Origin of the sequence: Simplicispira sedimenti (assembly GCF_022760965.1) — a bacterium.
GTDB classification, from domain to species: domain Bacteria; phylum Pseudomonadota; class Gammaproteobacteria; order Burkholderiales; family Burkholderiaceae_C; genus Simplicispira; species Simplicispira sedimenti.
Genome location: NZ_JAKVIJ010000007.1, coordinates 52,155 through 66,090, shown reverse-complemented (window position 1 = coordinate 66,090; position 13,936 = coordinate 52,155). Strand labels below are relative to the sequence as shown.

Sequence of the window (13,936 nt, the reverse complement as noted above, 5' to 3'; positions counted from 1 at the left end):
CTGCTGGCCCCTGTTGCCTAGGTGTTATTGCAGACACCGATAATGGCGCGGCGCATTGCCGCGTTTTCGTTTTGTATCTCCCCCACGACTGAAGACCTATGCCCGAATACCGTTCCAAAACTTCCACCGCCGGTCGCAACATGGCGGGCGCCCGCGCGCTGTGGCGTGCCACCGGCATGAAGGATGCAGACTTCCAGAAGCCCATCATTGCGGTGGTCAACTCTTTCACGCAGTTTGTGCCTGGGCATGTGCACCTCAAGGACCTGGGGCAGCTCGTGGCGCGCGAGATCGAGGCGGCCGGCGGCGTGGCCAAGGAGTTCAACACCATCGCCGTGGACGACGGCATCGCCATGGGCCACGACGGCATGCTGTATTCGCTGCCCAGCCGCGAGATCATTGCCGACTCGGTCGAGTACATGGTCAACGCCCACTGTGCAGACGCCATGGTGTGCATCTCCAACTGCGACAAGATCACCCCCGGCATGCTGATGGCGGCGATGCGGCTGAACATTCCGGTCATCTTTGTCTCGGGTGGCCCCATGGAAGCCGGCAAGGCCAAGCTGGCGGTGCCCGGTGAGGCCACGCTGCAGTTCAAGAAGCTGGACCTGATCGACGCCATGGTGATGGCCGCCGACGACAAGGCCAGCGATGCCGACGTGGCCGAGGTGGAGCGCAGCGCCTGCCCGACCTGCGGCTCGTGCTCCGGCATGTTCACTGCCAACTCCATGAACTGTCTGACCGAGGCGCTGGGCCTGTCCCTGCCAGGCAACGGCACCACCTTGGCCACCCATGCGGACCGCGAGCAGCTCTTCCAGCGTGCGGGCCGGCGCATCGTGGAGCTGGCACGCCAGTACTACGAGCAGGGGGACGAGCGCATCCTGCCGCGCTCGGTGGGGTTCAAGGCGTTTGAAAACGCCATCACGCTGGACATCGCCATGGGCGGTTCCACGAACACCATCCTGCACCTGCTGGCCATTGCGCAAGAGGCCGAGATTCCCTTCGGCATGGCCGACATCGACCGCCTGTCGCGCACCGTGCCGCAACTGTGCAAGGTGGCACCCAACACCGACAAGTACCACATTGAAGATGTGCACCGCGCGGGCGGCATCATGGCCATCCTGGGCGAACTGGAGCGTGCGGGCAAGCTGCACACCGATGTGCCCACTGTGCACGCGCCCACGCTGGGCGATGCCCTGGCCCAGTGGGACATTATTCGCACGCAGGACGAGGCCGTGCACCTGTTCTACCGCGCCGGGCCTGGGGGCATTCCCACCCAGGTGGCCTTCAGCCAGAACAGCCGCTGGCCCAGCCTGGACCTGGACCGTGCCCACGGTTGCATCCGCTCCTACGAGCACGCCTTCAGCAAGGAAGGCGGCCTCGCCGTGCTGACTGGCAACATCGCGCGCGATGGCTGCGTGGTCAAGACGGCAGGCGTGGACGAATCCATTCTCGTGTTCGAAGGCCCAGCCCACGTGGTCGAGTCGCAGGATGACGCGGTGGAGCATATCCTCAATGACCAGGTCAAGGCGGGCGATGTGGTGATCGTGCGCTACGAAGGCCCCAAGGGTGGCCCCGGCATGCAGGAAATGCTCTATCCCACCTCGTACATCAAGTCCAAAGGCCTGGGCAAGGTGTGCGCGCTGCTGACCGATGGCCGCTTCTCGGGCGGTACCTCGGGCCTGTCCATCGGCCACTGCTCGCCCGAAGCCGCTGCAGGCGGCGCCATCGGCCTGGTACAGAACGGCGACCGTATCCGCATCGACATTCCCAACCGTCGTATCGACGTGCTCGTCAGCGATGAGGAACTGGCCCGCCGCCGCGCCGAGCAGGATGCCAAGGGCTGGAAGCCCGCGCAGCCCCGCAAGCGCAAGGTCTCGGCCGCCCTCAAGGCCTATGCCAAGCTGGTGATGTCGGCCGACAAGGGCGCGGTGCGCGATCTGTCTTTGCTGGATTGATGGATGCACGGCGCTCAGGCGCCGTGCATCCAAGAATCCGCCCGCCGCGGACAGGGTGATCTTGCTATTATTTTGATAGCTGCTGGCGCTTTATTCGTAAGCGCCAGTTTTATTTTTTGCTTGAAAGTTGGCGGGAGTGTGCATGGCTGCGGCGTGCGCTCCAAGAGATACGCCATGGGTGGACATCCTGTCAGGTGCGCAGGATACGAGCGGTGGACAACATGGTGAGCTGCGATTTGCAGGTGCCGGACCACAATCCGAACACTCTTCTTCGAATGGCCCCTGATTCCAAGCACCATGTCTCAAAACGCCCACACGCTACAGCTCTTTTTCGACAATCCCATCCAGCAAAAAAAGGCACAGTTGGTGTACCAGTACATCGCCGCTGGAAATACTGGACAAGCCCAGCGGTGGGCCCAGGAACTGGGGGTGGCCAGCCTGGACGACCTGTGGGACGAGGAGTGGTTCAACCCGCAGGTGGTGGCCAAACCTACCCATTTGCTGCTGTGTTTCGATACCGGCACCAGTGCCGGCTTGCCCCTGCGCGCCCTGGAATCTCTGTTTTCCCACGGCCTACGTGCGGCGGTGCTGGAGGTGTTTTACGACCAGGTTGGTGAAACCGAGCGGATGCACTTTGACCAGGGGCGATGGGTGGCGCGCAAGGCCTTTCTCGAAGCCCACTCCCAGTGGCTCACTGTGGTGGAGCCGATGGGCCCTCATAGCGATGGGGGCGCTGAGGCGGATGAACAGTCAGCACCCCATGGCTGCTCTCGTGACCCTGCCAAACCCGTGTCCGTGGCCAAGCTGCGCAGGGATGAGGCCGACCGCAGAAAGCAGGGCGAGGAGGCCGCGCAGGCCTTTATCGACTTGGCCCGCACCATGGGAAAAAGCGGCCAGTCGCCGGTGCAAGGCCTGATGGCCGTGCTGTTGCTGCGTGCGGGCCTCAAAGGACTGCTGCATGCCGTGGTGTTCACGGTGATCACCGTGCTGCTTTTCAAGGGCCTCTGGCTGTGGCTGGGGTTGGGCCTGGTGCTGGCCATCACGCTGCCGCTGTTCTATATGCAGCGCGAACACAAGGATCTGCAGGGTGACGCAGAGGACGGTGACGCTGCCGCCCAAGCTGCGACGGGTTGATGTCGACCCATGGCGGGCGAGACGGACAAACGACAACACCGGCAAACAACAATGAGGGGGATTGAACGATGCTGACAGCGATCGAATGGTGGGGTGGGGTGATCTTTGTGTTGGGTGCCATCACCTACCGACTGGTGATGGGGGCTCTTGACAAGAAGGAAGAGGGGATCGACTGGTACCGGTGGCAGATGCGGAGCTTCTTCGTGCTGCCAGCCCTGGTGCTGGCCGGGTACTTCTATCCCCTGGAGGGTACTGGGCTGCAGTACGCATACCTGGGGGCATTGGGCATCTCGCTGATGCTGGTGGCAGTGATGCTGGTGCAAGAGGTGACGGGCGAGGACGGTGAGGACGGGCTGGAGGCAGGGGCTGGAACTGGCGAACCGAGCACCGCCCAGGCGGACGAGCCCTCACCAGGCTGGTTGATGACGCTGCTGGGGGTTGTGGTGCTCTACAGTCCTGTGCTCACGGCCTGTGGCCTGGGCTGCACCAAGGCGTGGCCCATGGTGCAGGGCTTGTTGTAACTGCGCTGCTTTCCCCTTGTTTCTCATACATGGTTACAGACTCTTTTCCCGATCTGCTGGCGCTTTACATGCGGCGTATCCGAGCCAGTGCCTCGGGCGTAGCCACCGAGATCGGCCTGAGCCGTGAAGCGGTGAACAACTGGCGCAACGGCATCTCGGCGCCCAACCCCCGCTCGCGCGACAAGTTGGTGGCCTGCACCCGCTACCTGCGACTGACTGAAAGCGAGGCCAATCGGCTGCTCAGTGCCGCAGGGTTTGCGCCTGAGTTTCCGCTGCAGGCCGAGGCTGGTGGTGTGGCGCAACCCTTTGCAGCCTTCCTGGATCGCCTGTTTGCCCAGTTGGCGCAGGCTGTGCCGTACCCGATCTCGCTGCTGCTGTCGCCGGCCCACTGGGGGCAGCCACCCTTTCGGCAAGAACTGCTGCAGCGCGCACGGGTGCAGTACGGCGAGGGTGCGGTGCTGCACATCCAGCCGCCCTTCAGCGTGAGCACTGCGCAGGCAGAGTACTTTGCCGCCATCGGGCGCCAGTGTGGATTGGGTGAGGTGGCTTCGGACTATGAGTTTGAATCGGCGCTGGAGCGTCGCTTGCTGCAGGGAGATCGCATCTTCTGCCTGGTCAGCCGCTTCGAGCAGGGCACACCCGCGCTGCGTGAGACCCTGGCAGGCATCCTGCGCAGCCTGAGCGAGATGCACAGCGGCCGCCTGCACCTGCTGTTGTGTGGCGGCGAGGCATTGGCCGACCTCAAATACCGCGGCGGTGACCTCTCGCTGCTCAACATCGCTCAGGTCAACCATTGGCCCGATCCGTCTCTGGATGATCTGATGCAGCTGGCCCGCCAGCGCTGGCCGGAGCACCGCTGGGCCGTGCCGGTGGTGACTGCGCTGCAGACGCTCAGCGGGGGGCACCCGGCATTGTTCGAGGAAGGGCTTCAGTGGCTGGTGGACAGCCCGGGCCTGGATGGCGCTGGGAATGAAGCGCATGCATCGTCCAGCGCGCTGCGCACCCACCTGGCCAGCAGCCCGCGCCTGTGGCAGACCTTGTTGCCGCTGGCACAGGTCCCGGCCACCCGTGCGCGGCTGCGACAACTGCTGCAGGCCGATGACCTGGGCCGCGCGCGGCCCTACCTGCAGGATGACGAGCTGCGCCGCCTGTTTTGGGGCAACCTGATCCATGTGCGTGGCACGGGTGAGTCGGCGCGGCTGCATTGGCGCTGCAACACGGTGCGTGAAGCTGGTTTGATGGTGCTGGAATCATGTTCGAGCGACTGAGTCCCCTTCTGACCAGGCCGGTGGTGCGCGCGGTGGTCATCGCGGCGGTAGCCCTGTTTATAGCCAGCGCGATGTTCACCCCCCAGTTCAACCCGGCCACGCGCGGCAGGTTTCTTGCCGCCGTCAATGTGGGCCCCGTGTGGGGGGAGCTGGTGCAGTGGCGCATGGCAATGATCGAGGCAAGCAACGAGCTGGGGCATTGGCCAAGGGACATTCAGGCCTACGCGCCCCCCATTGCAAACCCGCAACTGCGTGTCACCTCTCCGCGCCCCCATGTCTTGCAGGCAGACATTGCCGACAACCCGGAGCTGGGCAAGCTGGCTGGCACACAGGTGCTGGTGGAGCTCAAACCCGGCACCCACACCTGGAGCTGCCGCCCTGGCAAACCGCCCATCCCGTCAGGCTATCTGCCCATCAACTGCCTAGAGGGCAGTAGCGACGATTTTTCACTCGGTGCGACGCCAGTCACCCACACCGATGCCGACCCGTTTGGCTGGTTGCGTTTGCTCATCGTGTGGTGCGCGTTGATCTTCGCTGTGGGCGCCGTGGTGTGGGTGCTGCGCCACCCATTGATCGGCGCGGGCCAGCTGCGCCCCGCACGGCTGCGCCGCACGCCTTTGGCACGCCTACCGCAGATGGATCGGCTGCTGCGCTGGCTGCGGCGCCTGGAGGCCACCTTGTTGGCTGCCGACATCCGCATGGTGGACTGGCGCCGTGCCGTGCTGTGCGCGCAGGCCACAGGTGAAGAGCGCGCCCAGGCTCTGGCCCGAGCGATGGCCGAGCGTGTTTCGGCCCGCTGCCAGCCAAGCACCGACTGGGCGCTGCCCGGCCAGGTGTTCGAGTGGCAGTTCCGGCCCGACCTGCCCGTGTCGCTGGACCGCTGCCTGGTCTTCGTGCCCGCGCCGGACATGGACGAGGCTACCGTGCTGCGCCAGTTGCGCGCCGCGCAGACCGGCAGCGACGTGCTGCTGATCCTGAGTGAGCACAGCGTGGACGCTCCCCAGCCCCTGTTGCAGGCCCACGCCGAGGACCGTGCCAATCTGCACGTGATGGTGGACAGTGCCAGTCAGACCGAGTGGTTGGTCGGCGGCGAAGCCCTGCAGGTGCTGCTGCGCCTGCTGGCCGCGCAGCTGCGCATCACCCGCATCTCGCCGTACCAGACGCGTGGCGGTGTGACGCGCGAAGGCGCCTTTTTTGGCCGCGCGCAGTTGCTGGCCCGCGTCATCAACCGTGAGCCCACCAATTACCTGGTTGTGGGTGGGCGCCAACTGGGCAAGAGCAGTCTGCTCAAGGCAGTGCAACGCCGCATGCAGGGCCACCCGCACACCGTGTGCCACTACGTCTCGCTGCGCGACCACCGCCTGGCGCCGCGCATGGCGCTGCAGTTTGGCCTGGCGGCCGATACGCCGCTGGAGGCCATCGTGGACCACCTGCAGGCGCAGTACCAGGGCAAGCGCTTGGTATTGCTGATCGACGAGGCCGATCTGTTCTTTCGCGACGAGTCGAGCCATGGCTACCCGCAGCTTTCGGCCCTTCGCGCACTCAGCGAAGAGGGGCGCTGCTGGTTCATGCTGGCAGGCTTCTGGGATTTGTATGCCACGGCTGTGCTCGACTACCAAAGCCCGCTGCGCAACTTTGGCGAGGTGCTGGCCATTGGGGGCCTGGAGCACGCCGCCTGCCGCGAACTGGCCACCGAGCCGCTGCGCAAACTCCGCCTGGGCTTTGACAATGAGCGCCTGGTGGATCGGCTGGTGGAAGCCAGCGGCCAGCGAGCGAATCTGGTTGCCATCCTGTGCCAGGAATGTCTGGAGGCCTTGGCGCCTGCGGAGCGCGTGATCGAAAAGCGCCATCTGGACCAGGCCCTGGCCTCGCAGGCCGTGCAGGACGCCCTGGCTGGCTGGGGGCGCCTGAGCCACGACGAAGCGGCCTGCCGCCTCGATCGCATCGTGGTCTATCAGACTGCGCAGGCGGGCGGTGTGAGCCTGGTGGCCCTGGCCCAACTGCTGCAGAGCCACGGCATTGCGGGTGATCCCCAAGCCCTGCGCCAATCGCTGGCGCGTCTGCAACTGGCCTATGTGCTGCGCAAGCAGGACGCCGAATACCGCTTTGCCATCCCGCTGCTGCAAGACCAGTTCGAGCCAGCCGAGGTGGAACTGCTGCTGCACCAGGAGCTGGCGGTGTTGGCGCGCAGTTAGCCAACTCAAGCATTTCCCTTCTTTTACTTGAACCATGGCCACTTACTCCTCAGTCACCATGAACGACAACATTGGTTTCGACGCCCTTATTGCCGAACTGGATCGTCTGGTGCGCGCTGCTGATCGACGGGCGCTTCTCGGGCGGCACGTTCTGCCTGTCGATCGGCCACTGCGCGCCCGAGGCTGCTGCGGAAGGCGCCATAGGCCTCATGCGCAACGGCGACCGCATCCGCATTCAGGAGGCTGCGTGCTGTACCACTGTGCGATTCAGTTGCGTGACTGAACCCAGTTTTCCACCTGCAGGGCAGGGACGCGGGCAAACTCGCCGACGTTGTTGGTCACCACAATGAGCCCCTCGCTGCGCGCATGGGCGGCGATGTGCAGATTGTTGACGCCAATCGGCTGCCCGGTCTTCTCCAGGCCCGCACGAATGGCGCCATAGTGCTGCGCAGCCTTGGCGCCATACGGCAGAACCTCCAGACGGCTGCAAAAGTCTTCAATGGCGACCAGGTTGTTGCTCACCCGTGTGCTTTTTTCCGCACCGTGGAACAGTTCCGACAGCGTGATTGCCGAAATCGCCATGCGGCTGGCATTCTCGTTGAAGAGCGAGAGCACCTCGATGGGGCGCCGCTTCAACACGTAGATGACGATGTTCGTATCGAGCAGGTAGCGCAGCATCAGAGAGGCTCCCGCTCACCGAGGGGCTGCGGGGTGCGCTCTGGCAAAAAATCTTCACTGACCGCTGGGCCACCCAGAAAAAAGCTGTCCCACGTCTGGCCCACGGGCGAGATGATGCGTTCATTCCCCCTGGCACGCACTTCCACCTTGCGCACGCCCTCCGGCAGGCGCAACTCGACGGGTAAGCGCACGGCTTGCGTGCGGTTGTTGATAAAGACGGAGCTGATGGCCATGACAATCCTTTCTGGATGTATATGGCGCTGGTGGTGGTCAAGCCAAGCGGTCCGAAAAGCAGTACAAAAACCATAGCTGCTCGCGCTTGCTGGATAAGCGCTGGAGGCCAATTTCATTCAAAAAATGCGGGATAGCTGCCGTGGGCTGCAACCCCGCGCTCCGCGCCGGGCACAATACCGACCACCATGCTGACCTACCCCCATATCGACCCCGTCGCTCTGCAACTTGGCCCGGTGGCCATCCACTGGTACGGGCTGACCTACCTGGCAGCCTTTGGTCTGTTCATGCTCCTGGGCCTGCGGCGCCTGCGGCATGAGCCGTTTGCGTCGCTCACTGGCCCTGCGGCCTGGACGCGCAAGGACGTGGAGGACATCCTTTTTCTGGGTGTGGTGGGTGTGATTGTGGGCGGGCGTCTGGGCTACTGCCTGTTCTACAAGCCGGGCTACTACGCCGCGCACCCGCTGGAGATCTTTGCCGTGTGGCAGGGCGGCATGAGCTTCCATGGGGGGCTGCTGGGCGTGATTGGCGCCTTCTTCTGGTTCGCGCGCACGCGCCAGCGGCCGTGGCTGCAGGTGGCCGATTTCGTGGCGCCCTGCGTGCCCACGGGCCTGGCGGCGGGGCGCGTGGGCAACTTCATCAATGGCGAGCTGTGGGGGCGTTTCGCCAGCCCCGACCTGCCCTGGGGCATGGTGTTCCCGCACAGCGGCTCCATGCTGCCGCGCCACCCTTCGCAGGTGTACCAGTTCCTGCTCGAAGGGCTGCTGCTGTTCGTGCTGCTGTGGCTGTATGCGCGCAAGGAGCGGCGCCAGGGGCAGGTGGCGGCGGCCTTTTTGTTCGGCTACGGCGTTTTCCGCTTCATCGCCGAATACTTCCGCGAGCCCGATGCCTTCCTGGGCCTGCTGTCGCTGGGCATGAGCATGGGGCAGTGGCTGTGCCTGCCCATGATCGCCGGGGGCATCGCGCTGTGGCTTTGGAGCGCCAAGCGCGGCTGACGCCCAGCGAAGCTGTGGCTCAGTGCGGCGCACTGGCGCCGTCCCGGTACAGGGCCTCGATCTCCTCGGCGTACTGGCGCTGCACCACGTTGCGCCGGATCTTCTGCGTGGGCGTGAGGCAGCCGTTGTCGATGGTGAAGGCGCTCTGGAGCACCGAAAACTTGCGCACATGCGCCACGCGCGCCTGCTTGGCGTTGACGGCGTCGATGCCGCGCTGCAGCTCCGCGTGCACCGGGCTGCTGCGCGCCCACTCGGCGGGCCCGCCAGGGATCTGGTGCTGCTGGGCAAAGGCCTGCAGCACATCGGGCTTGAGCGTGAGCAGCGCGCTGAGGTATTGGCGCGAGTCGCCAATGACCACCGCGTGCTCCACCAGCGGCAGGTTCATCAGGTCGGCCTCGATGTTGCCGGGCGAGATGTTCTTGCCGCCCGAGGTGATGAGCAGGTCCTTCTTGCGGCCGGTCACGTAGATGAAGCCGTCCTCGTCGATGCGGCCCAGGTCGCCGCTGTGCAGCCAGCCGTCTTGCAGCGTCTCGGCGGTGTCCTTGGGGCGGCCACGATAGCCGCGGAACACGTTGGGCCCCCGGACGAGGATCTCGCCGTCGTCGGCGATGCGCACCTGCATGCCGGGCAGGGTCTTGCCTGCCGCACCCAGGCGGATGAAGCCGGGCAGGCTGATGGCGGTGGGGCCACAGTCCTCGGACTGGCCGTACACCTCGCCGATCAGCAGGCCCAGGCCGGTGAAGAACTCCAGGTTTTCCACGGCGATGGGCGCCGCGCCGGAAATCAGGATGCGCGCCTGGTCAAAGCCCAGCGCGGCCTGCACCTTGCGGTGCACCAGTTGGTGTGCCCAGCGGTACTGCCGGTTCAGCCATGCGCCGGGCGTGCGCCCTTGCAGGCGCTCGGCGTGCCAGGTGCGCCCGGTGCGCAGTGCCCAGCGCGCCAGCCGGGCCTTGGCACCCGTGGCGCCTGCCAGCTTGGTGGCAATGGCGGCCTGCATCTTCTCCCACACGCGCGGCACGCCGAAGAATACCGTGGGGTGCACTTCCTGCAGGTGCTCGCCCAGGCTCTCCAGCGAGCGCGCGAAGTAGAGCTGGTAGCCCGCCAGCGCGTGGTTGCAGATGGAGCCATGCTGCTCGGCGATGTGCGCCAGCGGCAGGTAGGAGATCAGCCGGTCTTGTGGGCCCACCTGGAACGCGGCCGACAGTGCTGCCGAAGTCCAGCTCAGGTTGGCGTGCGTCAGCTCCACGGCCTTGGGGTGGCCGGTGGTGCCCGAGGTGTAGATCAGCGTGCCGATGTCCTCCTCGCGGATGGCGTCCATGCGGCGCTGCACCTCGGCATCGTGCTCCATGCCGCCCAGCGCCAGGAACTGCTCCCAGGCCATGGGCGCGGCCACGCCCTCGGGCACCTGCGGCGGTGCATCGCCCGGCGCCTGGCGCATGAGCACGGTGGCGCGCAGGCGTGCCAGTGCCTGGGGCTCTGCCGCCGCCTTGGCCCACTGCGCTTCGCCTTCCACCAGCAGCAGGCTGCAGCCGCTGTGCTCGACGATGTAGGCAATCTCGTTGGCCGCGCTGCTCCAGTAGATGCCGGCCGCCATGGCGCCCACCATCATGGCCGCCAGATCCATGGTGGTCCACTCGGGGCGGTTGAAGCCCAGGATGCACACCGCGTCGCCTGGCTGCACGCCCAGCGCCACCAGCGCGCGGGCGGCCTGGCGCACCTGCTGCGCGTATTCTTGCCAGGTCGTGGGCTGCCAACCCTGGGCGCCGCGCACGAAATAGGCGGGCGTCTGCGGCTGGCGCAGGCTGGTGGCCATGAAGCGGGCCGGGATGCTCTGGAACCGTTGGTCGCTCGCGGCCAGCGGCCCGCTGTGCGCTAGGGAGGTTGGCATGCGTTTGTCTCCTGTTTTATGGGGGGGAGGCCTGCCGCGTTGCGTGCAGGCGGTGCGCCGACCCCTCTGGCGGGGGCCTGTCGCGCACGGGCCGGGTGAAGCTCAGGCCAAGCCCAGCATTTGCCGTGCTTCGGCGGGCGAAGCGATGTCTCGGCCCGCGTTGCGGGCGCATTGGGCCAGGGCCTCGATGAGCACGCCGTTGCCGTTGGCGCGGCTGCCATCGGGCAGGTAGAAGGTGTCTTCCAGGCCGGTGCGCAGCATGCCGCCGAGGTCGGCCGTCTTCTGGTGCACGGGCCAGATCTCCTGGCGGCCGATCAGCGTGGCCTGCCAGACGGCGCCCGGTGCCATCCACTGGGGCAGCAGTTCCAGCAGTTGCGCATCGCAGGGCATGCCCGAGGCCACGCCCATCACCAGGTTGTACTCGGGGCGGCCCATGGAGGGCTTGAGCATGCCGTTTTTGATGAACATGGTGACCGAGCGCACGATGCCCACGTCGAAGCACTCGAACTCGGGGTGCGTGCCGCATTCCTCCATCACGTCGAGGAACTGCTGCACCTTGGCCACCGGGTTGTCGAACACCATGGGCGGCCAGGCCCAGTTGCCGTCTTCCTTGATCTTGAGGTAGTTCAGGCTGCCCGCGTTGCAGGCGGCGATCTCGGGCTTGACGCGCCGGATGCAGTCCACCGGGCCGCTGATGTCCTTGCCGATCACGCCGGTGGTCAGGTTGATGATGACGCCCGGGCAGGCCTGGCGGATGGCGTCCACCACCTCCTGGGCCACGTTCGGGTCCCAACTGGGCATGTGGCCCATGCCGGGTTCCTGCGCGCGGATGTGCACGTGCATGATGCTGGCGCCTGCATCGAACGCCTGGCGCGCTTGGGCCGCCATTTGCTCGGGCGTGACGGGCACCGGGTGTTGCTGGGGGTTGGTCAGCACGCCGGTGAGGGCGCAGGTGAGGATGGCTTTTTCTTGCGTCATGCGGGGACCTCTTCGGTGATGTCGATTTCTGCGAGCACGCTGCCGGCGGCAACGCTGTCTTTGATCTGGGCGTGCAGGGCCGATACGGTGCCGCTGGCGCGGGCGTGCAGCCACATTTCCATCTTCATGGCCTCCACGCACAGCAAGGGCTGCCCGGCGGTGACCTGTTCGCCCACGGCCACGGCCACGGCGCACACCGTGCCTGCCACCGGGGAGCGCAGCTTGCGCGGGTCCAGGGCCGGATCGTTCTGTGGGAAGGGCGACAGTTCGGCGAACTGGTACACCGTGGCGCCCAGTGCCAGCGTGACCTGGCCACCCTGCATCTGGCACACGGCGCTGCGCTGCACGCCGCCCTGGCGCCAGTACAGGCGTTCGTCCTGCCAGCGCACGGCGTCGAAGGAGAAGCCCTCGGCGCCCGCCAATTGCACCTGCACCTGCGCCCCGTGGGGGCGCACGCGCACGGCGCGCTGTTCGCTGCCGCCCGCGAGCACCAGCGTGGTGCCCCAGGTGGCCACGCTGTCGGGGCGGCGGGCGCCGCCTTCGCTGGCCGCCAGCGCGGTGGCCGCCAGGGCCCAGGCCAGCGCATCGGGCTGGGGGCGCTGCAGCAGGGGTTCGCCTGCCTGCTGCCACTGGTCGATCAGCGTGGTGTGCATGCGCGCTTCGCGGAAGGCCGGGTGGTCCAGCAGGTCGCGCAGAAAGCGCGCGTTGTGGCGCAGGCCCAGCAGCGGCGCATCGTCCAGCGCCGCCATCAGGCGACGGATGGCGTCGGTCCGGTCGCGGCCATGGGCGATGAGCTTGGCCACCATGGGGTCGTAGTAGGGGGTGACTTCGCCACCCTCGCGGATGCCGGCGTCGATGCGCACCTCGCCAAACGCAGCCTGGCCCCGGGCGCGGCCCGCCAGCGCCTGCTCGGGCCGCCAGTAGCGCACCGGGCCGGTTTGCGGCGCGAAGCCGTCGTAGGGGTCTTCGGCGTAAAGCCGCACCTCGATGGCATGGCCGGACAGCATGATGTCCTCCTGCGCCAGCGGCAGCGGTTCGCCCGCCGCCACGCGCAACTGCCACTCCACCAGGTCCTGACCGGTGATGCACTCGGTCACCGGGTGCTCGACCTGCAGGCGCGTGTTCATCTCCAGGAAGTAGTGGTGGTTCTGCGCATCGACGATGAACTCGACCGTGCCCGCGCCCCGGTAGCCCACGGCCAGCGCGGCGGCCACGGCGTCGGCGCCCATTTGCGCGCGCATCTGCGCCGAGACCACGGGGGAGGGCGCTTCCTCGATGACCTTCTGGCGGCGGCGCTGCGCCGTGCAGTCGCGCTCGCCCAGGTGCACGGCGTTGCCGTGCGCGTCGGCGAAAACCTGGATCTCGATGTGGCGGCCGTTGTCGATCAGGCGCTCCAGCATCAGCGTGCCGTCGCCAAAGGCACTGGTGGCCTCGCGGCGCGCGCCCTCGATGGCGGCTTGCAACTCGCTGTCGTGCCGTACCAGGCGCATGCCGCGCCCGCCGCCGCCCGCCACGGCCTTGACCAGCAGCGGGTAGCCGAGCTTTTTCGCCTCGGCCACCAGCGTGGCGTCGGCCTGGTCCGCGCCCAGGTAGCCGGGCGCGCAGGGCACGCCGGCGGCGATCATGCGCTGCTTGGCCAGGGCCTTGTCACCCATGGCTTCGATGGCGCTGGGCGGCGGGCCGATGAAGACCACGCCCGCGTCCTCGCAGGCCTGGGCAAAGGCGGCGTTCTCGCTGAGGAAGCCGTAGCCGGGGTGCAGCGCATCGGCACCCGAGGCGCGGCAGGCGCCCAGGATGGCGTCGAATTGCAGGTAGGACTCGGCCGCCGGTGCGGGGCCGATGTGCACGGCCTCGTCGGCCAGCGCCACATGGGGGGCATCGCGGTCTGCGTCGCTGTACACGGCCACCGTGCGGTAGCCCAGGGCGCGGGCGGTGCGGATCACGCGGCAGGCGATTTCTCCGCGATTGGCGATCAGTATCTTGTTAAACATGTGTTGCCCCTTTCGCGGAGAAACCGCCTGCGTGCGCTGCGCGCACCATGCGATGTGGCTTCGCCGCTGCGCCGCTGCGCGGCTGGTCGCCCCGGTTCGCAA

At 66.6% G+C, this 13,936-nt stretch carries 11 protein-coding genes and 1 pseudogene; 7 read left to right on the top strand and 5 right to left on the bottom strand.

Going from position 1 to position 13,936, the window contains the following annotated elements:
* Positions 1–98: 98 nt before the first annotated feature.
* From ilvD to MJ602_RS09310, 6 genes and pseudogenes are all read left to right on the top strand, one after another.
* The gene (gene ilvD / locus MJ602_RS09335; protein ID WP_243020562.1) at positions 99–1,955 is read left to right on the top strand and encodes a dihydroxy-acid dehydratase; all 1,857 of its coding nucleotides are present in this window, start codon (positions 99–101) and stop codon (positions 1,953–1,955) included.
* A 297-nt stretch (positions 1,956–2,252) separates the two neighbouring features.
* Positions 2,253–3,089, top strand: coding sequence for a hypothetical protein (locus tag MJ602_RS09330; RefSeq protein WP_243020561.1), 837 nt, complete (start codon positions 2,253–2,255; stop codon positions 3,087–3,089).
* Positions 3,090–3,157: 68 nt separating this feature from the next.
* On the top strand, positions 3,158–3,610 hold the full coding sequence (locus tag MJ602_RS09325) for a hypothetical protein (RefSeq protein ID WP_243020559.1): 453 nt from the start codon (positions 3,158–3,160) through the stop codon (positions 3,608–3,610).
* 68 nt (positions 3,611–3,678) lie between these two features.
* On the top strand, positions 3,679–4,878 hold the full coding sequence (locus tag MJ602_RS09320; RefSeq protein ID WP_243020558.1) for a hypothetical protein: 1,200 nt from the start codon (positions 3,679–3,681) through the stop codon (positions 4,876–4,878).
* Positions 4,863–7,073, top strand: a complete 2,211-nt coding sequence (locus MJ602_RS09315) for an ATP-binding protein (RefSeq protein WP_243020556.1) — start codon at positions 4,863–4,865, stop codon at positions 7,071–7,073. The genes MJ602_RS09320 and MJ602_RS09315 overlap by 16 nt, the downstream gene beginning before the upstream one ends.
* Before the next feature lie 110 nt (positions 7,074–7,183).
* A pseudogene (locus MJ602_RS09310) lies at positions 7,184–7,309 on the top strand (hypothetical protein); the annotation flags it as partial.
* 31 nt (positions 7,310–7,340) lie between these two features.
* Here MJ602_RS09310 and vapC read toward each other — a convergent pair.
* Positions 7,341–7,751 carry a type II toxin-antitoxin system tRNA(fMet)-specific endonuclease VapC gene (vapC, locus tag MJ602_RS09305; RefSeq protein WP_243020554.1) on the bottom strand — a complete coding sequence of 137 codons (411 nt, stop codon included), beginning with the start codon at positions 7,749–7,751 and terminating at the stop codon, positions 7,341–7,343.
* The gene (gene vapB, locus MJ602_RS09300) at positions 7,751–8,101 is read right to left on the bottom strand and encodes a type II toxin-antitoxin system VapB family antitoxin (RefSeq protein ID WP_341474751.1); all 351 of its coding nucleotides are present in this window, start codon (positions 8,099–8,101) and stop codon (positions 7,751–7,753) included. The genes vapC and vapB overlap by 1 nt, the downstream gene beginning before the upstream one ends.
* A 69-nt stretch (positions 8,102–8,170) precedes the next feature.
* Between vapB and lgt the strand changes: the two genes are divergently transcribed.
* Entirely contained in the window at positions 8,171–8,977 is an 807-nt protein-coding gene (gene lgt / locus MJ602_RS09295; RefSeq protein ID WP_243020552.1) for a prolipoprotein diacylglyceryl transferase, read from the top strand.
* 19 nt (positions 8,978–8,996) lie between these two features.
* On the opposite strand, the gene MJ602_RS09290 is transcribed toward lgt, so the two are convergent.
* From MJ602_RS09290 to MJ602_RS09280, 3 genes are all read right to left on the bottom strand, one after another.
* Positions 8,997–10,865 (bottom strand): AMP-dependent synthetase/ligase, encoded by a 1,869-nt coding sequence (locus MJ602_RS09290; RefSeq protein ID WP_243020550.1) that lies wholly within the window; start codon positions 10,863–10,865, stop codon positions 8,997–8,999.
* A 102-nt stretch (positions 10,866–10,967) separates the two neighbouring features.
* Positions 10,968–11,843 (bottom strand): beta-keto acid cleavage family enzyme, encoded by an 876-nt coding sequence (locus tag MJ602_RS09285; protein WP_243020549.1) that lies wholly within the window; start codon positions 11,841–11,843, stop codon positions 10,968–10,970.
* Positions 11,840–13,834, bottom strand: a complete 1,995-nt coding sequence (locus MJ602_RS09280; RefSeq protein ID WP_243020548.1) for an acetyl/propionyl/methylcrotonyl-CoA carboxylase subunit alpha — start codon at positions 13,832–13,834, stop codon at positions 11,840–11,842. The genes MJ602_RS09285 and MJ602_RS09280 overlap by 4 nt, the downstream gene beginning before the upstream one ends.
* Positions 13,835–13,936: the final 102 nt, after the last annotated feature.

What these genes read in the sequence shown, in the direction of transcription:
- MJ602_RS09320 (WP_243020558.1), top strand. Translation starts at nt 3,679, where the DNA reads ATGCGGCGTATCCGAGCCAGTGCCTCGGGCGTAGCCACCGAGATCGGC.
- vapB (WP_341474751.1), bottom strand. Translation starts at nt 8,101, where the DNA reads ATGAAATTGGCCTCCAGCGCTTATCCAGCAAGCGCGAGCAGCTATGGT.
- ilvD (WP_243020562.1), top strand. Translation starts at nt 99, where the DNA reads ATGCCCGAATACCGTTCCAAAACTTCCACCGCCGGTCGCAACATGGCG.
- MJ602_RS09290 (WP_243020550.1), bottom strand. Translation starts at nt 10,865, where the DNA reads ATGCCAACCTCCCTAGCGCACAGCGGGCCGCTGGCCGCGAGCGACCAA.
- MJ602_RS09325 (WP_243020559.1), top strand. Translation starts at nt 3,158, where the DNA reads ATGCTGACAGCGATCGAATGGTGGGGTGGGGTGATCTTTGTGTTGGGT.
- MJ602_RS09280 (WP_243020548.1), bottom strand. Translation starts at nt 13,834, where the DNA reads ATGTTTAACAAGATACTGATCGCCAATCGCGGAGAAATCGCCTGCCGC.
- vapC (WP_243020554.1), bottom strand. Translation starts at nt 7,751, where the DNA reads ATGCTGCGCTACCTGCTCGATACGAACATCGTCATCTACGTGTTGAAG.
- MJ602_RS09330 (WP_243020561.1), top strand. Translation starts at nt 2,253, where the DNA reads ATGTCTCAAAACGCCCACACGCTACAGCTCTTTTTCGACAATCCCATC.
- lgt (WP_243020552.1), top strand. Translation starts at nt 8,171, where the DNA reads ATGCTGACCTACCCCCATATCGACCCCGTCGCTCTGCAACTTGGCCCG.
- MJ602_RS09285 (WP_243020549.1), bottom strand. Translation starts at nt 11,843, where the DNA reads ATGACGCAAGAAAAAGCCATCCTCACCTGCGCCCTCACCGGCGTGCTG.
- MJ602_RS09315 (WP_243020556.1), top strand. Translation starts at nt 4,863, where the DNA reads ATGTTCGAGCGACTGAGTCCCCTTCTGACCAGGCCGGTGGTGCGCGCG.